Here is a 23,387-nt window from a genome sequence, read left to right on the forward strand (position 1 = left end):
GATTCTTAGCGATGTCGCAGGCGGACTACTTGGAACTATTGGACTGGACGGCCCGTCAGGCGGCCCCAGGCAAACGTGGCAAGACACCCGCAAGTGTCCCGCCGCTTCTCCAGCGACTCGGTTTGGATCAAGCCTCTTGGTGTGAGTTGGTCAGCGACTTCGGCAAGCTGTTTTGCACCGTTGCTGGTAGCCCCGACAGTGTCGACTCCATGCGGAGTCACGGCACTCATCGACGTTATCATTTGCGTCGCCGGGCACGCGAGCTATTCGCGGTCACGGACTAAGGTCCGGGATCAGCATCTTATTTGCTTCAGCTCATCGGCCCAACAGGCCGATCGTGGATGAGGCATGCACTTTTCTGATCGCAAACGCCGCCAGACCCGGCAAAACCAAAGCCGTCGAGGCTTCGGTGCTGGCGACTCTTGTTGAATCAGGGATGTAGCTCCGTCAAGCTACATGCGGATGAGCTGGCAAAGTGCCGTGTCCCCAGGCACGGCTCCCGTAGCGAAAGTCGTCAAGACTTTCGGTTTTGAAAAGCGGACTTTTCCCCTATCGAAACTCTTGGCGGTTTGTCGATTTAATCAGCCGCAACGCGCCGGCGTCCGGTTCTCAGCCTATAACCGTGTGCTAATGCACTCCGGCTGATTGTTGAAATGCCAGAAACGACTAAATCGACAATCCGTTGGCGTGTTTCGCTACCAACCAAGAGCAATGCGTTGAATCAATACGAAGGCTACTACCATTACCTGCCCGTCAACGACACGGCCATGTCGTGGGGTGTGTATCTGACGGGACTGGGCAGTGGTAACGCGCCGGCTGGCGAAATCTATCCACCGAAAGGCCACCCAGGACTCTACAGTTTTCAATGGTCGCGAGGCCGTGTGCTGCCTGAGTTTCAGATGATTCTCATTAGCCAAGGGCATGGTGTCTTCGAGTCGGAGCCTACTGGCGAAATGTTTGTTGAACCAGGCTCAATCATCACTCTGTTTCCTGGTGTTTGGCATCGCTATCGCCCAGATTCCGACGTCGGCTGGACGGAGAGGTGGATTTCTTTTCATGGGTCGATGACGCACAGGTTGCTGGAATTGCGATTGTTTTTCCCGGAAATGGCCGTTCGGAAAGCGCGGCGTCCAACATCGCTGGCGAGAGCATTTGATCGCGTGCTTCATAGCGTTCGTGAGCATCCGACTCAGAATTCGATCCTGCTCTCTCTGCAAGCGATGGCGCTGATTGGTAGCGTGGTGGAAAGCATTACCGATGCGGATGAACTGCCTGGTGGCCATCGGACGGTCCGCAGAAAAGAGATCGTTGATCCGTTGATCGCGAAAGCCTTGGATCTGATTTGGACGCACAGCCATCAAGCGTTCACGGTACAGCGATTTGCCAATCAGTTGTCGGTCAGTCGGCGAGTGTTGGAACGTCGCTTTCGTGATGAAATCGGACACAGCGTCCTAACAGAGATCACGGCATGTCGACTCAACCGCGCGAAAAGACTACTCCGCGAAACAGACTTGGGTGTTAAGGCGGTGGCCTTCCTCGCAGGTTTTTCGAGTGAAGAGCGAATGCGAGTGACGTTTGTTGAAAACGTACATGTTTCGCCGTCGAGATATCGATCCGACTGGCTGGAGCAACGCAAGCCCAAACTGGGCCGGCCACCGAAGTCTTAGGGACCGTCCACAAATAAGTTGCCGAATCAGCCGGAACGCGTTAGCGTCCGGTTCCCGTGATAACCGTGTGCTAACGCACTTCGGATGATCTTAAATTGGGTAACTTATTTGTGGACGTTCCCTTAGCGGAATTCACAACTGCTTTCTTTGATCGGAGTGTCGGCTGCCGGTAGTTCGACGGCATTGGCGGCGTCACGAGAACCCCACTAAACACGATGACGGGTGCGGCGGATCGTCGCAAAACAAGGGGTGATTTTACTAGGTTTAGTGCGGGCAAACGCTATGATTGTTGGTTTAGCGGTTGACTCTCGACCGCTGCCTCGCCTTTTCCTTCACGGGTTCCTGCCATGATTCAAAGATTCCATCTCGCTGCCATCTTGTTTTTTCTGTGCTGTTGTCTCAACGGTTGCGGTGATTCTAACGGAGTCGTTGCCACTGAAGATGAGATGAAGGCGTACGTGGAAGTCAACGGCGACCAAGCGTTGGATCCGGCTGCCCAGACGGAGATCGCTGAGTAACGATCTCGTGTCACGGGAGTGCCAAGGCACCCCCCTGTCTTTTCTGTTTTTAGTTTAATATTGGAGTAAGAGCTATGCGTCAAACGTCACGAAGCCGAACGGGCTTCACCCTTGTAGAACTGCTGGTGGTCATTGCGATCATCGGTGTGTTGGTAGGGCTACTATTGCCTGCGGTTCAGGCCGCCCGAGAAGCAGCCCGCCGGATGAGCTGCAGTAACAATTTCAAGCAAATTGGCTTGGCAATTCACAACTATCATGCGGCCTACGATCAGTTGCCCGAGCAGGGTACCGGAACGGCGTCGAACACCGGTGGCCACCACACCAACCCGAGAGCCTCAGGCGGCGGCAACAGCTTCAACCGGCTCTCGTTCTTGGTCGGGATAACCCCGTTCATTGAACAACAAGCGTTGTGGGAACAGATCAGTAATCCGTATGTAACCACTACGGGTGTTTATCAGGCGATGGGGCCGTTGCCGAGTTGCTCGGTCGCGAATATGCAAGCCAACCCGTATATTCCATGGATGACCAACATTGCGGCTTACCGCTGCCCGAGTGATCCAGGGCAGGGACTGCCGAGTCTTGGCCGGAGTAATTACGCAGCTTGCATGGGTGATGCCACGCACTCTTGCTCGCGAGAAAATGACGCCTACGAGGATGCCAATGGGAACAGCAATTCGACCCGAGCAAGCTATTCCAATGCGGCCGCACGAGGTGCCTTCGTGTATCGTAAATCATTGAAGTTCCGCGACATCCTTGATGGACTCGCCAATACGATGATGTGCGGCGAGATCATCAGTGATCTGGGTGACAATGACAAACGTTCGCATATCTGGACGCGCGGCGGACGGACGGCCGCGCAGTGGAATACCGGGGGCGTGCTGCGATGCCGTGGCGCGATTGATGCTGCTCGTCCCAATTTCTGGAATCCAGCAGCAACCGGCGTCGGCAATCTTTTCGCTAGTTCCGAAGAGGTTCGCGGTAACAAATGGATGTGCGGGATCGTGCTGTACACCGGTTTCCATTCCATTCTCGCCCCCAACTCCGAATTGTGCATTCATGGCAATCAGCACGAAGAAGCGGTTGTTTCGACGAGCAGTCGGCACCAGGGTGGAACGCACGTGTTGATGGGCGATGGAGCCGTGAAATTTATTACCGATTCGATCGACGCGGGTAACTCCAATTCGGCTCAAGTGACGGTTCACAACTACTTGCCTGCGGGCTCCAAGAGTCCTTTCGGCCTCTGGGGTGAACTGGGCACCCGTGCCGCGAAGGAAGTGCTCAGCGGAGATTTCTAATAACCGTTCACGGGCTTCGCCCGCGAACGGTTATTTTCTGCTGGCAATTCCGAGAATACCCCGCAACTATCGGACGGAATTGCTAGTGTGCAGTAACGGGAGATTTTTTGTAACCGTTCACGGGCTTCGCCCGCGAACGGTTATTGTTTGCTGGTAATGAAGGAGCGTTTTGATACTATCCAGCGATGGACAGCAAAGACCGACACAGCAGAACCTTGGAGCAGAACCTTGGGCGCAGAACCTTGGGGACATAGCACCGCAGAGGCTATTGACTTGGCGCCCTGCAGAGGTAATCATGACGGGGTCGAGTTTGCTGAGTTGGTAGCCACTGAGGTGCGTGATGGCACGGATGAGTCGAGCGGAAGTTTTTGATCCGGGCGAAGTCGCGGTCGGACACGTGTTTAGCCGTACCGTCAGACGGTGCTTTCTCATGGGCGATGATCCTGTCTCTGGGAAGAACTTCGACCATCGCAAACGCTGGATCGAGGAATATTTGCAGCAATTCGCGGCGTATTTCGGGATCGATCTGCTTTGCTATAGTTTGCTTTCAAACCATTTTCATTTGATTCTTAGGTCTCGACCGGACGTCGTTGCGACTTGGAGCGATGAAGAAGTCGCCCGTCGTTGGATGATGCTGTGCCCCAACCATCGCAAGGCGGACGGGTCGCCGATGGAACCGACCCAACCGGAGATCAACTCCATCGCCGGTTGTCCGGTTAAGCGTGAAGAGATTCGCCGTCGTTTGAGTGATCTGAGTTGGTGGATGCGGTTGCTGTGCCAGCGTGTGGCAATGCGAGCCAACCGCGAGGACGAAGAACACGGTCGCTTTTTCCAGGATCGATATAAGGCGACTCGGCTCACCGATGAGGCGTCTGTATTGGCTTGTGCGGCTTATGTGGATCTCAATCCGATTCGGGCAGCGATGTGCGAGCGGATCGAAGACAGCGATTTCACCTCGGCTCAGCGGCGAATCCAAGCCGAGCATGAAGAAGTTCACGAAACGCCACCCGACGAAACGCCACCCGACGAAGCGACACGTCACCAAACGCCACCCGACGAAGCCACGGGCGAGCGATCCGAACCGATCGCGAAATTGCGGCATCGTCGCGATTCGTTTCTGTCGCCTGTTTCGATCGACGAGCTGCTTGATCCGATCGGCCCGTGTTGCAGTGACACGCCGGAGCGTTGCAGTGACAAGGGATTCTTAGCGATGTCGCTGGCGGACTACTTGGAACTATTGGACTGGACGGCCCGTCAGGCTGCCCCAGGCAAACGTGGCAAGACACCCGCAAGTGTCCCGCCCCTTCTCCAGCGACTCGGTTTGGATCAAGCGTCTTGGTGTGAGTTGGTCAGCGACTTCGGCAAGCTGTTTTGCACCGTTGCTGGTAGCCCCGACAGTGTCGACTCCATGCGGAGTCACGGGACTCATCGACGTTATCATTTGCGTCGCCGGGCACGCGAGCTATTCGCGGTCACGGACTAACGTCCGGGATCAGCATCTTATTTACTTCAGCTCATCGGCCCAACAGGCCGATCGTGGATGAGGCATGCGATTTTCTCATCGCAAACGCCGCCAGACCTGGCAAAACCAAAGCCTTCGAGGCTTCGGTGCAGGCGACTGTTGTTGAATCAGGGATGTAGCTCCGTTAAGCTAGATCCGGATGAGCTGGCAAAGTGTCGTGTCCCCAGGCTCTTCGAGAGGTGACACCTTCTATATCGTTTCAGATCCTGAAAAGCTAGGTAGGCAACGGGTTCCTGGACAACCAAATGGTTATTTCACGTGGCTTGAGTTCCAGTATCTGAAGAAGAAAGGCATCCAAGTCATCGAACTTCTGGATTAAGATCGCTATGTCAATGATTGATTTGAGTCTTCCTGGCGGCCGTAGTGTCAGCAGTACGTTCATTTTTGTAAGTGAGACCACTACATTTATTGATCTGCGTGCTGCCACAGAAGAGCTCGCTATCAAATCTTTGGTCGCACGCCTTTATCCCGGTGGACCAATACAAGTAGTCGGTGACCGGTTCGAACCGTACTTCACGCTAATAGGTTTCAATTCCTCTCCATTGGAGGAAGACTTAGGCTACGGTTCGCACCTTGCAGTTCTCTCCTTTGGTTCGGAATTTCCGGTCAATCTTCAACGTGAATTATTACAACTTGAAAGTCGTATCGATTGGGATCGATACGCAAGAGACTTTTATTTCGATTCAGGTCGAAAATAGGTGCTGCCACTCAATCCTCAACTTTAGGAAAAGCCAGGGGAAAGCCAGAGGGACAGAGTACTTTTCCACGAGTTGACTGTGCCGCTCGCAAGAAGAGCATTTTTAGAGAGATTTTCGATCCCGATTGGTCCCCCTATCTTGCTGCATCGCTGCCATGGTTCGTTTGGCCCGCCGTCTAATGATTGTTCCCGACACGGATTTCTCGCCCGTGCTTACCGGATCGATCTGCGCCCTGACGCTCGGAGACCGAACGCAAAACCCGACCCAAGCGGCGGACCATTGGTTCGCCCAGTTGGGCCGATCCGACTATCGGGAAAGCGAGAACAGCGACCAACCCGCCTCATCGGTCGACGCGAACGTGTCGTTGGAGTCGCAGGCTGAGTATCAAGCTGCTACTTCCCATAGCGTGTTCGTGCCGACGGATTCACCCGATCGTTGGAACGAGACTCAACCTCCGGTTGCCAGAATGCCCCGCTCGGTTCGGTTGCTGCCCGCGTTGATTGCCTTGATGCTGTGCATCGCCCTTGGCGTGTGGGGTTGGTGGAGCCAAACACGGCCAGCCGACGCGTTGGTGACGACCGGGGTGCGACAAGTGGAGGCGTCTTCACCTGCGGGGCTTCAGCCCAAACGGATTGAACAGATCGTGGTGGGCGATCATGTTTGGGCGCGTGATCCGGCGACGGGAGAACTTGCCTTGCGGCGGGTCGAAGCGGTTTTTCACCGCAGCAGCGACCACTTGCGGCATCTGACGTTCACCGATGCAACCGGCGGGTCACAAACCCTCTCGACCACCGACGAGCATCCGTTCTTCGTCGTTGACCCGTCCGGCAGCACGCCGGGCATCGAAGTCACCGCTGGTGAACTTGCAATCGGCGACGAAGTGCTCCAACTCGACGGCACCGCATCGATCGTGACTGAAACCCGTCACGAAGTGGTCCCCGGCGGCGTCCCGGTCTACAATTTCCGAGTCGCCGGATTCCACACCTACCACGTCAGCGCCTCCCCAAGAGGCCCGCCGCTGTGGGTGCATAATGCTGGCTGCGAAGGCGATCCTGAAGTCTTCAACATTACGCCACCCGCCCAGGGTAAGGGTCCGATCGTAGGGCTTGGCAAGTCTCGCCACATCGCCGAGCTTGGGGATGTTTCTATTGCAAAGAACCGAGGTTGGACGAAAGACGGGTTGACGAGTTGGGACTCAGACAGCATCGAGGAGTTCGAGGCTGCGTTTCGCGAGACGTTGGCAAATGCAAATGCAATTCACTTCAACCTAAATGGCGTAAGTATTAGGCGAGTATGGCTCGAAGCGGGAGAACTAGCCGGACCACTTTCGGCCAGAAGTAAGGGACTCGTTACGGAGTGGGAGCTTCGCCAGATCATTGACGACCGCAATCTCTTGGAAAAAACTACGTTCTTTATCAACGGCCGTTCTGTACGAGGTAACGACTACGACAATTTTTACGACCTGCTTTTGGAATTGAATAAGTAACATGGCACTGGAAGTTGAACTGATCGACGGCCGTCGTACGGCATACATTCGTGAGGAGTCTGACATTTTTGAAATACAAACGATTCAAGGAATCGAATCGCTCTGGGTTATGTCGGAGTGCCGGGGGTGGCTGCGTGAGCCGTTGAGATTACCTGAGCTGAAGGTTCTTTACGTTTCATCGAGCACTCTTCCAATCATTCAGCTTATCGATTCGGGGTGTATCGCCAGACTCGAATGGATTCTTATAGCCGCTTCTCCTGGATCGCTTACTGGTCTTTCATCGATCGACATACTCAAAAGTCTATCACGCCTTAAAGTAAGGCAACAGCGATTGGAGCAAGATGAGGTTACTTGGATACATCGGCAAACAGATATTAAATTCTTGTCACTTACGGATCTTCCCATTGACGATACCGTGCTTGCGGCGTTGAATTGCAAATCATCGTTGCGTCGTCTCGATGTTTATGGAACGAATGTTCGATTCGAATCGAATGCGATTGAAGCTTGTCGATTCGAGTATGTTCGTTCGTTGGACATCTCAAATACCCATGTTGGCTCAAGTGGTGCATCGCGAATCTGCACTGCTTTTCCGAATATTGAGCGATTGATTGCGACTGGAACTCGACTAACCAGTAGTGACGTTTCCGAGATACGCAGATTGCCAAAGCTTCGCGTTCTCGAAACTGGATACAAAGAGCTTGACTTCGACAATGTTAACGATGCTTTCTGGGATCTTTAGTGACTGACATCCGGTGAGAGGATGTCAACAGACGGTTTTCGTAGCATGCGTCGGCGAACAATGTTGACACAGCACTTTTCCGAGGGTCAACTTTGCCGTACGCACGGAGGATGTGTTTTCATCGATTTCAACTCAGATCTCTGCCTTTTGCTTGCTGCGGTGCTGCGATGGTTCACTTTGCCCGCCGTGTAATGGCTGTTCCAAGCGCGGACGACTCGCCCGTGCTGACCGGCTCGATCTGCGCCCCGACGGTCGGCCACGGAATACAAAACCCGACCCAAGCAGCGGACGATTGGTTCGCCCAGTTGGGTCGATCCGACAGTCGGGAAATCGAGGACAACCAACAACCTGTCTCATCGATCGACGCGAACGTGTCGTTGGAGCCGCAGGCTGAATGTCACGCTGCTACTTCCCATAGCGTGTGCGTGCCAACGGATTCACCCGATCATTGGAACGAGACTCAACAGTCGGTTGCCAAAACGCCCCGCTCGGCTCGGTTCATGCCGGCGTTGATTGCCTTGATGCTTTGCATCGCCTTTGGGGCGTGGGGTTGGTGGAGCCAAACGCCGTCCGCCGACGCGTTGGTGACGACCGAGGTGCGACAAGTGGAGGCGTCGTCGCCTGCGGGGCTTCAGCCCAAACGGATCGAACAGATCGAGGTGGGCGATCATGTTTGGGCGCGTGATCCGGTGACGGGAGAACTTGCCTTGCGGCGGGTCGAAGCGGTTTTTCACCGCAGCAGCGACCACTTGCGGCATCTGACGTTCACCGGCGCTGACGGCGGGGCGCAAGCGCTCTCGACCACCGATGAGCATCCGTTCTTCGTCGTTGACCCGTCCGGCAGCACGCCGGGGATCGAAGTCACCGCTGGTGAACTTGCAATCGGCGACGAGGTGCTCCAACTCGACGGCACCGCATCGGTCGTGACTGAAACGCGCCACGAAGTGGTCCCCGGCGGCGTCCCGGTCTACAATTTCCGCGTCGCCGGATTCCACACCTACCACGTCAGCGCCTCCCCAAGAGGACCGCCGCTGTGGGTGCATAATGCTGGCTGCGAAGGCGATCCTGAAGTCTTCAACATTACGCCATCGGCAACAAAGGCAGAAGTTTTTTATCGAGCGATGTCGAAACGAGAATACGATTCTCTTGTTGAAAACGGCGGACTGACGCTTAAGCAAGGAGGAGTGAACCGCGAATTGTTCGTTACACAGGACTTATCATATGCGCAACGCTTGGCTCACAAGCATCCTTCAAAGTACGAGGTAATTGTTCGCTTCAATGCAGAATCCGGAACAGTGGCTAAGCTACGAGCACACGGCGCAAGTAACAATGTACCCGGTTTTGCCGCGCTCTCGAATGGAAGCAAGAATGTTGTTCATGTAAAACTTGAACGCGGTGTTGAGAACTATGGGCTTCGTGAAGAGACCCTGTCAATTTTCAACAATAGCAATCTTATTTTCGGAGTAGTCGAATGAGCAACATACTGAAAGAGGTTGTTCAGAGTGAGGCGAACAAACTCAATAATTCGGCGTTTATTGAGGAGCAGAAGCAACTCGGCCGAAACCCTTATGGACTTGCGGACTTGGAATCACTTTGGAATAACCAAAGGTTTACTTTTGCAGACATTCTGCATGAGCTGACTGACGCGGCACGCAAACGGTTAATTGGAAGAATTAAAGTAATACTTCTGTTTTTAGTTTCTCGAGATTCTATTCCATCCGATTTCGTGCCGTTACTATGTGAATTGCTGGAATTGCGAGACGGCAATATTGCTAACGAAGACATAATCGAACTGCTTGGAGAGGCTGGTGATAAAAGAGCAATTCCATCGTTAGTAAATGTGGTTTGGGACGATGGGTTCCCAGGGATCGACGAGAACTATTGGGCTGCAAAAAAAGCTATCCAGTCACTTAGTGAGATTGGAGGTGTAGAGGGCAGAACTGCTCTGAGTAATGCAATCGAGCACAACTCCACTGAGATCAAGGAAGAGTGCAGGCAACTACTTCGCATGAGCGGTGATAGAAACGCTTCGCGTGGGATCTGATTCGGGTTTTGGGAACGGGACCTTGGGGAAACGCGACCTTGGGAAATGAATGGTGCCAGCCACCATTGACTGGGCAACGGCCGATGCGTAGGATGACGCGAATCAATGACTCGAACCTTGGAGTTTTCCGATGCCACGCCCGCCGCGAATTGAGCAGTTCTCAGCCGATGAAGTCTGTGTCGTCCACTGTGTGCAGCGATGTATACGTCGGGCCTGGCTGGCGGGGGTCGACCCGGTCTCGGGCGTGGACTACTCGTTCCGAAAGGAATGGATTCGCAGGCGGATGGAAGCGCTTGCGTCTGTGTTCGCTGTGGATGTGCTGTCCTATGCCATTATGAGCAACCATATCCACCAAATCTTGCGCAATCGCCCCGATGTTTGTGCCCACTGGTCCGACGAAGAAGTCGCGATCCGATGGCTGCGTGTCTTTCCAGGCCGGCGGATGGAGGAGCATCTGGCAGAACCCACCGAAAACGATGTGAAAACGCTGGCGCGAGACAAAGAACGCTTGGCGGAAGTCCGCCGGCGGTTGTCCGATGTGTCCTGGTTCATGCGAGCGCTTTCCGAACCGATCGCCCGGATGGCCAATAAACAAGACGAATGCACCGGCCATTTTTGGGAAGGACGCTTCAAGGCACAGCGAATCGTCGATGAAGCCGGGTTACTGGCGTGCAGCATGTACGTTGACCTGAACCCGGTGCGAGCGGCAATCACGGGTGGCCCTGAAGGATGCCAGTTCACCAGTGCTCACGACCGGGCCGAAGGGGAAAAGGGCGCGAAAGTGGATTCAGCCGCGTTCGATTTGAAGCCGATCCCGACGGAGGAGGCGGGGCGAAGGGTTCGCGAGACGCCCGTTGAAAAGCTTCGTGATGAACACAAAGCCAAGCGTCGAAATCCGACCGGGCGGCGAATCTTGCGTGACGCTTGGCTGAGCCCTTTGACGTTGAAACCAAACGTCTTGTCAGCCGACGCGGAGGTTCACGCCGAGGGCGTGCGCAGTAGCGACCGTGGTTTTTTGAACCTGTCGTGGAAGGACTATTGGTCGCTGCTTTGCTGGACCGCTGACCAGGCGATCGAGGTCGCCGAGGCGAAAGTCCCCGAGGCATTGGCAAAGCGATTGTCGCAACTCGGGATTGATGTTTCGATGTGGCGTGATTTGGTTTGGAATTGGCAGCCTTATTTTGGTAAGAGCGTGTGCGTGGGTCGACCGGAGTCGATGAAGCAACACGCCGAGCAGACGGGCCGCCACCATTACCGAGGCCAGGCCTCCGGTGCGGCCTGCTTCGCCTAGCCAGCCGGTCCGATTGCCAGCCATCAAATCGCCTGAGTTTACTGCTGCGCTGATTGCACAATCGGGCCCCCAAAACCGCATCCCGCCGCTTGAATCTTCAGCAAGACACTGCGTGAAAGCGTCCTCGAGGCCCTTCCCAGCCAAAATCGAGCATCCCACGCGGCAGCTAACTCCTCCATGGACCGTGTCTGGCACCATCTTTACGTTACGCTATGGAACGTGGCTGGCACCATCTTGACGCTGGCACCATCCTTATAGCTGTTGGTGTTCGGTGGGGAGGCGTGTGCCGGGCCGGGCTAGATTCTCCTGGAAGAAACTCGCGACGGCGTCAGGTTGGGTTCTTCGGTTTTTGCGAGTGAGTGAGTGATCGCACTGTCGAGACGAAGAAGGACACGAGTTCGATCAACAGAATCGAATGAACCTTAGGCCTGAAACCCGAAAACCAACCTGACTTGTAGCTCGTGAACCTGATTCACCAGACGGGGACAAGCCCGTCGGGGTCTGTTTGTCGTTGGTGGGAGGTTTCAAGGTGTTGGCTTCGTTCTAGCCGGTAACCTGTGGCTCCGATGGGGCAAGCCCATCGGTGGCCCGCCCCCAGTCGGCTCGCCCGACTGGAGCGATGAAGAAGTCGCCCGTCGTTGGATGATGCTGTGCCCGAACCATCGCAAGGCGGACGGTTCGCCGATGAAACCGACCCAGCCGGAGATCAACTCCATCGCCGGTTGTCCGATTAAGCGTGAAGAGATTCGGCGTCGTTTGAGTGATCTGAGTTGGTGGATGCGGTTGCTGTGCCCGCGTGTGGCAATGCGGGCCAACCGCGAGGACGAAGAACACGGTCGCTTTTTCCAAGATCGATACAAGGCGACTTGGTTTGGATCAGCTTCTTATTTGCTTCAGCTCATCGGCCCAACAGGCCGATCGTGGATGAGGCATGTACTTTTCTGATCGCAAACGCCGCCAGACCCGGCAAAACCAAAGCCGTCGAGGCTTCGGTGCAGGCGACTCTTGTTGAATCAGGGATTTAGCTCCGTTAAGCTACAAGCGGATGAGCTGGCAAAGTGTCGTGTCCCCAAGCTCCAGTCTCCTCAATTGAAGCACAGAGTCACAGAGAACACAGAGTCCCCGCGTGGACTTCTCTGTGAACTCTGTGCCTCTGTGATTGAAAAATCGGAGCGTTGCAGGATTGAGCCGGGAAGTAATTCTGAGTGAAGTCTAGCTTATTAAGCCGTCGATCATTCCGGTGCTGTCGGCGAACGATTTTGTAGGCACTCCAAGACGCTCGAGCATCGTCGCGTAGAGGTTTGAAAGCGGCAAGTCCTCACCCTTGGCTTCGTCTTGCCATGGTTCACGTTCACCCAACCACGGACCGCCTTGAAAGTTCAAACCGGCATGATTGAGGTACTGGCCCTGCTGGAATCCCATTTGTCGCCCGCCCGCCAAGATGATCGGGTAGTTCCGAGACAAATGAAACGCACTCGATGCCGAACCAAACAATAGCAAGGTGTTGTCCAACATCGTTCCGGTGCCGGCGGGTTCGGGCGTGGCCTTCAGTTTGCCGATCAAACGTCCGAACTCTTCATTCAGAAAACGGCAATAGATTCCAAAATTCTTCCAACCGTCGGGGTTCTTGGTTTCGTGCGAGAGTTGATGAGCAAGATTGAAACCGACCGCGCGAGCCAAATGATCGCTGCGTCCGACTCCGTTCTCACGCCCGATTTGGTAGGTCGCCACGCGAGTTGAATCGGTCTTGAACGCGAGGAAAATCAAGTCAAACATCGTTTGCAGGTATTCACGCGGCTCGTCGGTGGATAGTTCCAAATTCAACTGATCGCCGTCCACGCTCGGCAGTGGTGCGTCCAACCAACGTTTGGCCTTGGCGACTTTAACTTCAGCTTGGCGAACCGACTCGAGGTACTCCTCGAGACTGCGCTGATCGGCGGTCGACAACGATTGTCGCATGCGATTTGCGTCGTCGAGCATTTCGTCCAGTGCGCTGCGACTGAGTGCCAACCGTCGCGCCGAGTCGACGTCGCTTTTGACAAACAATCGGTCAAAGATTTGTTTGGGGCGATGTTCGGCGGGGATCGGTCGCCCACGATGATCAAAAGAAATCGTGTGCGTGCCCCGTGCCGTTCCGGTTCCGCCGTCGGTTGACATCACCAGCGATGCCAAGCGAGTTTGATCGCCGACATGTTTGGCGTACACCTGGTCTAAGGAGATTGTGTTTTCGTATTCGCGATCGCCTCCACCGGTCAACGCGGCGGTGAGAAATTGGTCCGCATTGTTGTGCCCGTGCACGCTTCGTGATTTTGGATGAGAGAATCCAGACAACACGGTTAGCTCGTTCTTGACCGGTTCGAGCGGTTCCATGCATTTCGAGAACGTGAAATCGCGGCCACTGCCGTGCGGGAACCAAGCCCAATCCTGATAAGCAGGATCCTCCGGCAAGGGCATCGGTACCCCGTCGGGAAAGTAAAAACAGGCGAGGCGTTTCGGGTTCGGTCGAGGTTGTTCACCGCGGGCAAGCGGGCTCACCAAGGAACCGAACAGTGGCACGGCCAATGCCGTGCCGGTACCTCGCAAAAATCGCCGACGATCGATCGTGTTTCGATTCCATGTCATTGTCAGACCCCTTTTCGGATAGGCTCTTGGATTGGTGTTGAACTTACAGAGACCGAAACAGGTCGCTTTGGCAGATGGTTTGAACGACTGTTCGCAACCCGTCGCCTTCTTGTCGAACTTGAGCGGTGATCGCATCGATGTCGGCTTGGTCGGCAAATCTGAGGGAGCGTCCTAACGCATAAGTGGCTAGCTTGGATACCATCGCTCGAACGAACTGATCTTGACGATGCTGCAGCAAAAACCGTTTCAAACCATCCATCCCATCGAGTGTTTGACGATTGAACAATTCGCTCGACGCATCGACCGGTTTGCCTCGGATTTCACTCCGCCACCTCCCTAACGCGTCGTAGTTTTCAAACGCGATACCCCATGGATCGATCTTCACGTGACACGACATGCAAGCGGCATGGTTGCGGTGATCCTCGATTCGTTCCTTCAGTGTCATCTTGGCAATCTCCGGATCGGCCAAGTCGATCTGCGGTACCGCCGGCGGCGGGGGAGGTGGCGGATCCGCCAGGATGCTTTCGAGTAACCAGATCGCGCGCTTGAGTGGGTGCGAGTCGGGCCAGTCCGAGTTCATCGCCAACGTTCCCGCCTGCGTGAGTAGCCCACCACGTCGATAGTCATTGCCGATCGTGACGCGTCGAAAGTGATTTCCTTTCACGTTCGGCCATCCATAGTGACGGGCGAGTCGTTCGTTGATGATGGTGTAGTCGCAATGGACGAAGTCAAGAACACTGGCGTTTGACTTCAGCACTTCGCTAAATAGGCCGACCGGTTCATATAGCATGGCCTCTTTCAACAGTGGATCAAACCCGGGTACGTTTTGCTTGAAATTCTGAAACTCGAGTAATTCCAAGTCCAACCATTGATGGACGAAGTGCTGAGAAAATCGTTCGCTGCGGGGATCGTCGAGCATGCGTTGAACCTGAGCGACCAACGCCTCTGAATCGGCGAGTTGTCCGGATTCGGCCAGGGCCAGCAATTCAGGATCGGGAACGCTGCACCACAGAAAAATCGATAGCCGGTTGGCTAACGCGTGGAGGTTCAATCGCGATTGATCGTCGCGGTTCGATTGGCTATCCGTTGTTTTAGAATCGAAACCAGTTGATGTAGCGGTGAGGTAAAGAAACTGAGGCGACGAGAGCACCGTCGCCAGGACTTCGATCACGGCTTCTTCGAACGTCTCGCACTGCGGTCGCATCGCGGCGAACAGTTTTAATTTCGCGTTGATTTCCTCGTCAGTGACCGGTCGTCGCCAAGCCCGCCTCATGAACTTCGCGATGATCTCACGAGCATAACTTGGCTCGTCATCGGAATCATCGCTTGAAACGAGAATGTTCCGATGCGACTCGGGCGGCCACTGGTCGTAGACCGGTGCCGCGACATGAACGTAGTCGATCTGGATCTCGGACGCTGATACGGAACTGTTGACCAACCGTATGTACTCCGATGGACTCGGTGTCGTGCCCATCAGCGATGTTTTGCGGACCGAATTGCGGGGATAGATCTCGCCGAGCGGGACGTCCCATTGGATCAGTTGAGGTTGGTTGGGGGACGCCGTGACGGGCGTGTCGTCGTCGCTGACCGGCAACAACGCACGGCCTTCGTTACTCGCTTGCCAACCGAATAACAACTGCATGCTAGGGATATCGTCCTCCGTCGTGTTGACTCGCGATGCGCGGACGGTCACTCGCATCGTGCCTTCATCGGGCAATCGATTGCCCAATTCAATGATCAGTCGCGGTCCGCGTCCGTTGGGCAGAATCGCCACGCAGTCGTCGACATCGGGAAACGACGTTGCCTGGTCCGTCGCCGCTTTCTCCGTCGGGGCGAATGCGTATCGAGCCCCCGGATAATCCCATTCCGCTTTAGCGGTTCGATCGGTAGATCGATCGTGGTAGTAGGCCGAGTTACGAGGGCTGGTGAAACTGTTTCGCAGTTTTTCCAATTCGATGGCCAACTTCGTCGGATCGTCTTTCAGCTCCTTTTCGAGCTTGCTAATTTGCTTGTCTTGTTTATCCCACTCGCGTTGAGCGGCGTCTCGGATCGGAATGTTCCAGTGGAGTGTTTCGGGGCGGTCGCCAATGACGATTGCGCGTCGCAATGCCTTGCGAGCGATGCGGTGATAGGTTTCGAATTGCGAAACCGACAGATGCAATAGCTCGGAACTGTTTTGGAAACCATCAGCGGAGTGAGCTTCGGGTGGCAGGTCACCGGCGAAATCCCACGGCAATCCGAGTAAATCTTGCAGCGCATAGTTGTGCTCATATCGTGTCATTCGTCGGAATGAAGAGCGGCCCGCAGTACGTCGACGGACGATCGAGGCGGTGTGCAACTCGGCCGACAACCAATCGACCAACTCTTGACGTTCCTCGTCCGCCAAATCGCCTTCATCCGGTGGCGGCATTTCGCCCTTGGTGATCACCGCGAAGATTTCCGCCCACCAATCGGTATCCTCACCGTTAACCAGATCAGGATTGAGTGTATCGATCCGAATGTTTCCTTCGGTCGTATCAGGGCCATGACAGTCGATGCAGTGACGCTGCAGGAGCGGCTTGACGGTGGTTTCAAACGCCGACAGATCGGCTTGACGGGACTCGGTCACCGACGAACTCAACTGCCCCGCATGGACCTCGTTCGAAGAAGCCTTGAACCTTGATCGTTGCATTCCGGTTGCTTTGAGCTCTGTCAAGCTCGGTAGTTCGGGAGTCGACACGGTTGTCGTCGTCTCACCCCTGAGTTCGCTGGCGAGCGTAGATAGCGTTAAGGTGGTCGCCCAAAGCAACGACAAGAACAATCGATAACGACTGGCTGTTTGTGATCTCATTCACATCGGTGGGGCGCATCGGGTGGGATGACCGGACGTTTCCAGTCAGATGAATGCAGGCGGGATCCAACAGGGGGGAGGTGTTGGGCCCCCAGCCGTGATCGTTGCGATCACATGCCGGTCACCGATTGGACGAGCCCATTATACCACAATGGCACGCAAAAGACAGGAACCCGTCGGTGCTGCACCGAAGGCGTTCGTCGCCGCCAGAGGATGCTTCTTCGGTGATAGTCAGTTTCTCAACTGGTTGTAGTTGTATTCATAATCGTGTTTGCCCAGTCGTACCCGGACGTTACTGGTGGCAGGGGGCGGCTTTCTGCTTCATACAGCTTGACCGTTTCTTCGACGATCTGGCAGAGTTCAGCAAAGACCGATTTTTCATCGTCCCCGTGGCATCCACCGTAAAATAGGCCAGGGCAACTTCCGACGAAGCACTGATCGTCGTCGGACCATTCAACGATCTTTACGTATCTAGCAGCAGCATTCATGATTTGGACTCCTCGATCGCTTTGATAACGGCTCGCTCTTGATATTTCTTCGCATCGTCGCCAGCTTTCCCTGAAATCGTAAGTGGTTTCGCAACTTTCGGATGAACAAAGTTTCGATGGCTACCCTTTCCTCCGCGATCCTCGAAGCCTGCTGCTTCCAAATCAGCAACGAGTTCGCGAATCTTCCTTGGCACAACAAGTTCCTTTCAAAAATCAGGTTCTCTCGCATCTTATCCTCTGCCCGATCGCGATTCCAGTCGCCCTGACGAACGCCGCCACATCGAAGGGAAAACCCGACGAGGCCATCGTCAATCGGCCGACACCGAGTGGCTTAACCACCGGGACACCGGCGGCATGATTCGGCAATTGGCTACCGTTAGAAATCTACTCCACTCTAGTGTATCTGTTGGTTTACTCATCAAAGAGACCTGACCCATTTGGCTGTGGTACTCATCAAAGAGACCTGACCCATTTGGCTGTGGCACATTTGGCTGTGGCATTGGTTTTTCGTAACCCGCTGCGTAAGCGAGGAATGAGTCAATGTCAATTATCCCTCGCTAATGCTTCGGGTTACGATGCAGACAAAATCAACAGCCCGCTAGCTATGTCCTCGCACAAATTGGCCGACGCGTTCGGCCACTTCTTCGGCGAGCAGATAGCGATGATCCATTAGCACGATCTGATCGGCCAACGTGGCCGCGTTGGCCAAACTCAAGGGCTTGTGAACCCGGCGTTGGCTCATCCGATGCGAACTGCGATAGCCTTCGCCTAAGGTGATACCGATGGCTGACATTTGATGTCGCAAGTCGGCGCGTTGAATCGGATCGGATACGGCCATAGCAAGTTTGTAGTACGACGTTCGCAGGTCTGTCCAGTTTTGCTGGACGATTCGCACGCCGATCGATTGCCAATCGAGTTGTATCAATCGCCGCACACTCTCGCGCCGGTGATCATCCATGGTTGCGAGCGTCGGCCACTGCGGAATCAATGCGGCACATTGCAGCGGCGAGAGCCCGAACGTGTCACTGGGCCGCTCGGCATAGGAACGGATTCGAGCCGCGATCCGATCGTCACGGGTCACAACGGCACCACCGCTTCCGCATGTCAACGGTTTGCTGCCGCCAAAACTAAGGGTTGCGACGTCGGAGTAAGTACCAACCGGTCGAAATGCGTCGCCTTCGATCCAACCCGCACCGGGAACCTGGCAGGCATCCTCGATCATCATCCAACCGCGATCCTGGCAGATCTGACGCAGGGATTGGACATCGGCGAGTTGGCCATAAAGGTGCGAGAACAACACCGCCTTGATTCCCGGTCGGTCGAGTTGCCTCAACGATGCCGGGCATATCGTCACGCCATTGCATTCGACATCGACCAACACGGGTGTGGCTTCCAACAATTCGATGCACCGGAGATTTCCGGGGTAGTCATAGGCCGCGACGACGACCTCATCGCCTCGTCCGACGCCGACGCCACGCAACGCCGATTCGACCGCCATCGTGCCGCTGCAACACAATCGCACGTGGCTCACGTCGTATCGGTCTTGGATGATCCGAGTCAGTTCGGCAGCCAGATCGCTGTGATACCGTCCCCACTGGCCCGACCTCCAAGCCTCTTGGATCGACCGCTCGATCGCCGGATCGCAGGGCGGCCAAACCGGCCATCGGGAAGGGTCGGCAGTGATTGGCATCAGCCCTCTAACCGCTCAATCCGCTGCTTTGATTCATGCCGAACATCACGTTCATGTTCTGCACCGCCGCGCCGCTGGCCCCCTTGGTCAGGTTGTCGATCGCACAAACGAGGATCGCTCGTCCGGGGCGGTTAGAGGTTCCTGAAACGCGGACGGTCATTTGCACGTGATTGGTCGTGGCGACGTGCTTGGTCGATGGAAGGTGATCGACGACGTGGATGAACGGTTCACCGAGATAGGTTTGGCGCAGCGTCGCCATCAGTTTTTCGGCGATGGCTTCGGGGGTGGAACCGGCGGCGTCGGTCGGGCGAACATAGATGGTCGATAAGATGCCTCGATCCATCGGCGTTAGATGCGGCGTGAAGAGGACTTCGACTTCGCTGCCGCTGATTCGTTGAATCAGGTCTTGCATTTCCGGGCCGTGGCGGTGCGAGGCGACCGAGTAGGCCGCGATCTGTTCGTTGGCTTCGCAGTACAGCGTGCCAAGTTTTGGCGAACGGCCGGCTCCGCTGACGCCGCTTTTGGAATCGACGATGATATCGGTCGTTTGAATCAATCCGGCCTTCACCAACGGGGCCAACGGCATGATCGCCGACGTCGGATAACAACCGGGATTGGCGACGACGTCGGCCGTCGCGATCTGATCGGCAAAGAATTCCGGCATCCCGTAGACGACGTTGCCGACCCGTTCGGGCCACGGGTGGGTGACACCGTACCAATGTTCGTAAAGTTCGACACTGGAGAGTCGAAAGTCGGCACTAAAGTCGATCACCCGCAATCCGGCGTCGGCCAATTCCTTGACGCTTTGCGCGGACGCGCCGTGCGGCAAACAACACATCGCCACGTCAGCTTGTTTGGCGATCGCATCGGGATCGAACGGTTGCAAAGCGATTTCGCAGCGTCCGGCCAACGACGGATGGATCTCCGACAGCGGTTTGCCTTCGTCGGCGCGGCTCGTCGCGACGGTTAGTTCCGCCTGCGGATGGACGAGCAGCAACCGGGCAACTTCCAGAGCGGTGTACCCGGTCGAACCGATCAAAGCAACGCGAAGTGTGTTGGATTTCATTTCACAAAAACTTAAACTTAAACTTAAACATGAACTTAAACTCAAACATGAGCCGAGAGCAATCACTGTTTGTTAAGCACGTTGGGTGATATTTTTCCGCTTAACTGAATTAGCCGTTTGGGCGCTAGCCCCGGTTAAGTGGGAACCGTGGCTAGCGGCGTGTTGATTTAATCGTAACCCGAAGCGTGAGCGAGGGATTCATCACCATTAAGTCCTTTGTATGTATCCCTCGCTCACGCTTCGGGTTTCGATGAGGACTAAATCAACAGCCCGCAAGCGCCAAATCGACTAACAAACCGAATCACTTCAACAGACATGCTGAATTGAAAACTATTCGACGTACGGCGTCACGCTTCGATTATCGGGAGGCAGAGCCTCCAAGACAGTGCGTTCCCAGGCGGGAGCCTGGGAACGAGTGCCGACCGTTAACCGGGGCTAACGCCCGTCGGCTGATAAACTCTCACAGATTCGGGGTCAATTCGAGCAGGCTGCTAATCAATGGTAACAATTGTTTCTTGCGGCTGACGACGTTATCGAGTTTATAAAGGTTGTCTTCAAGTTGGGGATAATTGATTTCTTCCCAACCTTCCGGCTCGCTACTCATCAATAACAAACTGCCGTTGCTCGAGATGTCCGTAATCAACAGGGCAGAGAACTCCAACTGCAGTTCTTGGCAGAGTCGTTCGAGCGCTTTGGATAGTTCCGTCTTGCGTTGCCAAAACAGGTCGAATCCGATCTCTTCGATTTGAGAGATGGAAAACCGTTTGCCGCCTTCTTCGAACTGCTTGCAATCTTCTCGGACGACCTTATCTGGGGTGCAGGTTCGCAGTGCCGAGCCGACTTGAAAGAAGTCCGTCGCGAACTGTTCGAGATCGACTTTGCAGTAACCTTGCAACCATTGCAAGATATCGCGGTCGACATCGGTCGTCGTCGGCGAGCGTAGGTACAACGTGTCGCTGATGATTCCCGAAGCCATGCACAACGCAATGCCTGGTTCGGGATCGATTTTGGCTTGCCTAAACAAACGTGCGACGAGGGTACAGGTCGAACCGACCGGGTCCATCATGAACCGCATCGGCCCGGTCGATTTTAGCGACCCGCCAAGCCGGTGGTGATCGAGCACTTCGATGATATCGGCCTCGTCGGCACCCTCGACGGCTTGCCCGAGTTCATTGTGATCGACCAGGACTAATTCGGGGCGCGGCGGGTGCACCAGGTCGCTTTTGCTGAGCACGCCGATCAGTTTGTTGTTGTCGGTGACCGGAAAGACAGCCTGGGTGGATCGATAGATCCGTTGCTTGGCCTCGGTCACGGGCATCTTAGCAGGCAAGGATTCGAAGTTCCGTTCGATCGCATCTTCGACGATTTGGGCGGCTTTGATCCGCATCGTCGTCGTTGCCGTGTCTAAGGGACTGGTGATCACGGCGACGCCTCGGTTGCGGGCCAGTTCGATCAGCCCGCTGGATAACTCGAATCCCCCGGTTACGACGAGAGCCCGGACACCCATCTCGAGGGCGGGTAATTGGATCGTTGGACGATCGCCGCTGACGACGAGCAATTGCTCGGGCGGGAATTCTTTCAAGCGATCGGTGAATCCGCCGGCACTCATGGCACCGACGGTGACGATCAAGTTTTCCTGCTCTTCGGCATCGATCTCATACTGAAATTTGCCGCCAAGAACCGAAACGATGCTCTTTAAACTCGATCGAACGCCACGCGACGAGGTGGGGTCGACGTTGCCCACGAAAACCAGTTCGAGCAGGTCCAAAAGCGTGAGCAATCCGAGCAGTCGGTCGTTGTCGTCGAGTACGGGGATCGAACGCAGTCCGTGGGCGTTCATGAGTTGGTAGACGTCATAGAACACGTCGGTGGGCCGAGCGAAAACGACCTCGCGGTTGCAGATGTCCTCGAGCTCAGGACGGACGTCCATGATGATCCGAGGCAACGCGACCTTGGCTTGCCGCAGCGCAAACTCGGTCCGTTCATTGGGGGCACCACAGCACGCGGCGATCGCATCCGGGCGAGTCGTGCGTTTGAGGAAATCGGCATAGGCCAGGGCACTGCAGATCGCATCGGTGTCGGGGTTTCGGTGTCCGAAAACGTGGACGGTCATGTTGTTCGATCAAAGTAAAGAATGAGCAGCCGACGGGCGGCGGGGAAATCCGTTTAGACGATTGCTCGAATCGCTTCGATAATCTTAGTCGGTTCGCTCATCCGTCCGACACCCTGGACACGGCAACTGAGCCATCCTTTTTCGGGGCCGATCATTTGACAACCGTCGTTGATTAAAGTCGTCACGTTTCGTTGCACGCTGGGTTGATGCCACATGGCGTAACTCATCGCCGGAGCGAGCAAAACCGGTGCCGTGTTTTGCAAATACATGGTCCCAAGCAAATCATCGGCCGAACCGTGGGCGAAACTCGACAACACCGAAGCGGTTGCCGGCGCGACGACGAACGCGGCAATGTCGCGAACCAGTTCGATGTGAGCCCCGAGCGGGAAACGCGGATCGAACGACCTCGTCGCGACAGGGCGGCCCGACAGAGCCGCCAAGGTGGACTGGCCGATGAACTCCATCGCCCCGTCGGTCATCACGACTTGAACTTGAAATCCGGCCTGGGCCAGCTTGCTGCACAAATCAGCGGCTTTGTACGCGGCAATTCCGCCGGCAATGCCCAGGACAATCTTGGTGGTCGATGATGACATGAAATCCAGACCGATTGTCTAATTGTCGGATGCTTGTGACACAGGTTGCATCGCATCAATGTCGACTTCGGCGGCGAGTAACATCTTGTAGAGATCGACTTCGTTGTCGATTTCCAGCTTTGTGAAAATGCTAGTGCGATGTTTCGAAGCCGTCTGGACGCTGATGTTGAGCACTTGAGCGATTCCCTTAAGCGGCATGCCGCTAGCAAGCAACCCGATCACTTCGTTCTCACGTGGGCTGACTGTCTTAAGAATTTCCCGAGCTTCCCGTCGAACGCTGTGACGAAATCGATCGCGTTGATTTTTTCGAATCGCTCGTTCGACCGACTCGATGAACTGGATGGAATCGAATCCCTTTTCGATGAAGTCAAAGACGCCTTGCTGGAAGGCCGCTCGACAGTTTTCGGCATCCCCATGACCGGTCACCAAGATGACCGGCATCATCAAATCGCGCCTCGCGATTTCAGCCTGCAGTTCCAAACCACTGATTTGTGGCATTCGCAGATCCGCCACAACACATCCGACCGTTTCGTGATCCAAACGACTCAACAAAACATTGGGGTCATCGAATACTTCCGCATTCAAGCCGGCACGCTGACACCAACGGTACATCAGATCCAATTCCACCTCATGGTCATCGATTAGAAACACGGTCGGTTCCAGATCCTTGTTGTCGGATTCATCGCAAATGCGAGCGAAAGGAACGGTGCTCATGAGACTAACCG

20 protein-coding genes and 1 pseudogene are annotated in these 23,387 nt (G+C 55.2%); 12 read left to right on the forward strand and 9 right to left on the reverse strand.

Annotated elements, in window-relative coordinates; genetic code table 11:
- The 12 genes and pseudogenes from Pla100_RS17005 to Pla100_RS17055 form a co-directional block, all read left to right on the forward strand.
- Nucleotides 1-284, forward strand: a pseudogene (locus Pla100_RS17005) (hypothetical protein); the annotation flags it as partial.
- Between the two features lie 369 nt (nucleotides 285-653).
- A complete protein-coding gene (locus Pla100_RS17010; protein ID WP_231603158.1) occupies nucleotides 654-1,667 on the forward strand; it encodes an AraC family transcriptional regulator in 1,014 nt (337 codons plus the stop codon).
- 347 nt (nucleotides 1,668-2,014) lie between these two features.
- Nucleotides 2,015-2,185, forward strand: coding sequence for a hypothetical protein (locus Pla100_RS30885; protein ID WP_197168019.1), 171 nt, complete (start codon nucleotides 2,015-2,017; stop codon nucleotides 2,183-2,185).
- 74 nt (nucleotides 2,186-2,259) lie between these two features.
- Nucleotides 2,260-3,480, forward strand: a complete 1,221-nt coding sequence (locus tag Pla100_RS17015) for a DUF1559 domain-containing protein (RefSeq protein WP_146578900.1) — start codon at nucleotides 2,260-2,262, stop codon at nucleotides 3,478-3,480.
- Between the two features lie 340 nt (nucleotides 3,481-3,820).
- Nucleotides 3,821-4,963 carry a hypothetical protein gene (locus tag Pla100_RS17020; protein WP_146578901.1) on the forward strand — a complete coding sequence of 381 codons (1,143 nt, stop codon included), beginning with the start codon at nucleotides 3,821-3,823 and terminating at the stop codon, nucleotides 4,961-4,963.
- Between the two features lie 365 nt (nucleotides 4,964-5,328).
- Nucleotides 5,329-5,700, forward strand: a complete 372-nt coding sequence (locus tag Pla100_RS17025; RefSeq protein WP_146578902.1) for a hypothetical protein — start codon at nucleotides 5,329-5,331, stop codon at nucleotides 5,698-5,700.
- 124 nt (nucleotides 5,701-5,824) lie between these two features.
- Nucleotides 5,825-7,186, forward strand: coding sequence for a polymorphic toxin-type HINT domain-containing protein (locus Pla100_RS17030; protein ID WP_146578903.1), 1,362 nt, complete (start codon nucleotides 5,825-5,827; stop codon nucleotides 7,184-7,186).
- A gap of 1 nt (nucleotide 7,187) precedes the next feature.
- Complete coding sequence (locus Pla100_RS17035; RefSeq protein WP_146578904.1) at nucleotides 7,188-7,925, forward strand: hypothetical protein; 738 nt, start codon at nucleotides 7,188-7,190, stop codon at nucleotides 7,923-7,925.
- Between the two features lie 191 nt (nucleotides 7,926-8,116).
- Nucleotides 8,117-9,400: a polymorphic toxin-type HINT domain-containing protein gene (locus tag Pla100_RS17040; RefSeq protein ID WP_197168021.1), complete on the forward strand. Its 1,284-nt coding sequence runs from the start codon at nucleotides 8,117-8,119 to the stop codon at nucleotides 9,398-9,400.
- Nucleotides 9,397-9,969, forward strand: a complete 573-nt coding sequence (locus tag Pla100_RS17045) for a HEAT repeat domain-containing protein (protein WP_146578906.1) — start codon at nucleotides 9,397-9,399, stop codon at nucleotides 9,967-9,969. Before Pla100_RS17040 ends, Pla100_RS17045 begins: the two co-directional genes overlap by 4 nt.
- A gap of 130 nt (nucleotides 9,970-10,099) precedes the next feature.
- A complete protein-coding gene (locus Pla100_RS17050) occupies nucleotides 10,100-11,260 on the forward strand; it encodes a transposase (protein ID WP_146578907.1) in 1,161 nt (386 codons plus the stop codon).
- 684 nt (nucleotides 11,261-11,944) lie between these two features.
- Nucleotides 11,945-12,205: a hypothetical protein gene (locus Pla100_RS17055; protein WP_231603159.1), complete on the forward strand. Its 261-nt coding sequence runs from the start codon at nucleotides 11,945-11,947 to the stop codon at nucleotides 12,203-12,205.
- A gap of 267 nt (nucleotides 12,206-12,472) precedes the next feature.
- Here Pla100_RS17055 and Pla100_RS17060 read toward each other — a convergent pair whose 3' ends face one another.
- The 9 genes from Pla100_RS17060 to Pla100_RS17100 form a co-directional block, all read right to left on the reverse strand.
- The gene (locus Pla100_RS17060) at nucleotides 12,473-13,882 is read right to left on the reverse strand and encodes a DUF1552 domain-containing protein (protein ID WP_146578908.1); all 1,410 of its coding nucleotides are present in this window, start codon (nucleotides 13,880-13,882) and stop codon (nucleotides 12,473-12,475) included.
- Between the two features lie 43 nt (nucleotides 13,883-13,925).
- On the reverse strand, nucleotides 13,926-16,712 hold the full coding sequence (locus tag Pla100_RS17065; protein ID WP_231603160.1) for a DUF1592 domain-containing protein: 2,787 nt from the start codon (nucleotides 16,710-16,712) through the stop codon (nucleotides 13,926-13,928).
- Between the two features lie 239 nt (nucleotides 16,713-16,951).
- On the reverse strand, nucleotides 16,952-17,200 hold the full coding sequence (locus tag Pla100_RS17070; RefSeq protein WP_146578909.1) for a hypothetical protein: 249 nt from the start codon (nucleotides 17,198-17,200) through the stop codon (nucleotides 16,952-16,954).
- On the reverse strand, nucleotides 17,197-17,394 hold the full coding sequence (locus Pla100_RS32450) for a type II toxin-antitoxin system HicA family toxin (protein ID WP_146578910.1): 198 nt from the start codon (nucleotides 17,392-17,394) through the stop codon (nucleotides 17,197-17,199). Before Pla100_RS32450 ends, Pla100_RS17070 begins: the two co-directional genes overlap by 4 nt.
- A 404-nt stretch (nucleotides 17,395-17,798) precedes the next feature.
- Nucleotides 17,799-18,890: a DegT/DnrJ/EryC1/StrS family aminotransferase gene (locus Pla100_RS17080; protein WP_146578911.1), complete on the reverse strand. Its 1,092-nt coding sequence runs from the start codon at nucleotides 18,888-18,890 to the stop codon at nucleotides 17,799-17,801.
- 7 nt (nucleotides 18,891-18,897) lie between these two features.
- Nucleotides 18,898-19,956 (reverse strand): N-acetyl-gamma-glutamyl-phosphate reductase, encoded by a 1,059-nt coding sequence (gene argC / locus Pla100_RS17085; RefSeq protein ID WP_146578912.1) that lies wholly within the window; start codon nucleotides 19,954-19,956, stop codon nucleotides 18,898-18,900.
- Between the two features lie 460 nt (nucleotides 19,957-20,416).
- On the reverse strand, nucleotides 20,417-22,069 hold the full coding sequence (locus tag Pla100_RS17090) for a putative manganese-dependent inorganic diphosphatase (RefSeq protein WP_146578913.1): 1,653 nt from the start codon (nucleotides 22,067-22,069) through the stop codon (nucleotides 20,417-20,419).
- Nucleotides 22,070-22,122: 53 nt separating this feature from the next.
- Nucleotides 22,123-22,662 carry a flavoprotein gene (locus Pla100_RS17095; protein ID WP_146578914.1) on the reverse strand — a complete coding sequence of 180 codons (540 nt, stop codon included), beginning with the start codon at nucleotides 22,660-22,662 and terminating at the stop codon, nucleotides 22,123-22,125.
- Nucleotides 22,663-22,680: 18 nt separating this feature from the next.
- Nucleotides 22,681-23,376: a response regulator transcription factor gene (locus Pla100_RS17100; protein WP_146578915.1), complete on the reverse strand. Its 696-nt coding sequence runs from the start codon at nucleotides 23,374-23,376 to the stop codon at nucleotides 22,681-22,683.
- Nucleotides 23,377-23,387: the final 11 nt, after the last annotated feature.

Source organism: Neorhodopirellula pilleata (genome assembly GCF_007859915.1).
GTDB classification, from domain to species: Bacteria; Planctomycetota; Planctomycetia; order Pirellulales; family Pirellulaceae; genus Rhodopirellula; species Rhodopirellula pilleata.

Bases quoted from the DNA above. Each gene is read 5' to 3' on its own strand.
- Pla100_RS17010 (WP_231603158.1), top strand. From the start codon at position 654: ATGCCAGAAACGACTAAATCGACAATCCGTTGGCGTGTTTCGCTACCA.
- Pla100_RS30885 (WP_197168019.1), top strand. From the start codon at position 2,015: ATGATTCAAAGATTCCATCTCGCTGCCATCTTGTTTTTTCTGTGCTGT.
- Pla100_RS17015 (WP_146578900.1), top strand. From the start codon at position 2,260: ATGCGTCAAACGTCACGAAGCCGAACGGGCTTCACCCTTGTAGAACTG.
- Pla100_RS17020 (WP_146578901.1), top strand. From the start codon at position 3,821: ATGGCACGGATGAGTCGAGCGGAAGTTTTTGATCCGGGCGAAGTCGCG.
- Pla100_RS17025 (WP_146578902.1), top strand. From the start codon at position 5,329: ATGTCAATGATTGATTTGAGTCTTCCTGGCGGCCGTAGTGTCAGCAGT.
- Pla100_RS17035 (WP_146578904.1), top strand. From the start codon at position 7,188: ATGGCACTGGAAGTTGAACTGATCGACGGCCGTCGTACGGCATACATT.
- Pla100_RS17040 (WP_197168021.1), top strand. From the start codon at position 8,117: ATGGCTGTTCCAAGCGCGGACGACTCGCCCGTGCTGACCGGCTCGATC.
- Pla100_RS17045 (WP_146578906.1), top strand. From the start codon at position 9,397: ATGAGCAACATACTGAAAGAGGTTGTTCAGAGTGAGGCGAACAAACTC.
- Pla100_RS17050 (WP_146578907.1), top strand. From the start codon at position 10,100: ATGCCACGCCCGCCGCGAATTGAGCAGTTCTCAGCCGATGAAGTCTGT.
- Pla100_RS17055 (WP_231603159.1), top strand. From the start codon at position 11,945: ATGAAACCGACCCAGCCGGAGATCAACTCCATCGCCGGTTGTCCGATT.
- Pla100_RS17060 (WP_146578908.1), bottom strand. From the start codon at position 13,882: ATGACATGGAATCGAAACACGATCGATCGTCGGCGATTTTTGCGAGGT.
- Pla100_RS17065 (WP_231603160.1), bottom strand. From the start codon at position 16,712: ATGAGATCACAAACAGCCAGTCGTTATCGATTGTTCTTGTCGTTGCTT.
- Pla100_RS17070 (WP_146578909.1), bottom strand. From the start codon at position 17,200: ATGAATGCTGCTGCTAGATACGTAAAGATCGTTGAATGGTCCGACGAC.
- Pla100_RS17080 (WP_146578911.1), bottom strand. From the start codon at position 18,890: ATGCCAATCACTGCCGACCCTTCCCGATGGCCGGTTTGGCCGCCCTGC.
- argC (WP_146578912.1), bottom strand. From the start codon at position 19,956: ATGAAATCCAACACACTTCGCGTTGCTTTGATCGGTTCGACCGGGTAC.
- Pla100_RS17090 (WP_146578913.1), bottom strand. From the start codon at position 22,069: ATGACCGTCCACGTTTTCGGACACCGAAACCCCGACACCGATGCGATC.
- Pla100_RS17095 (WP_146578914.1), bottom strand. From the start codon at position 22,662: ATGTCATCATCGACCACCAAGATTGTCCTGGGCATTGCCGGCGGAATT.
- Pla100_RS17100 (WP_146578915.1), bottom strand. From the start codon at position 23,376: ATGAGCACCGTTCCTTTCGCTCGCATTTGCGATGAATCCGACAACAAG.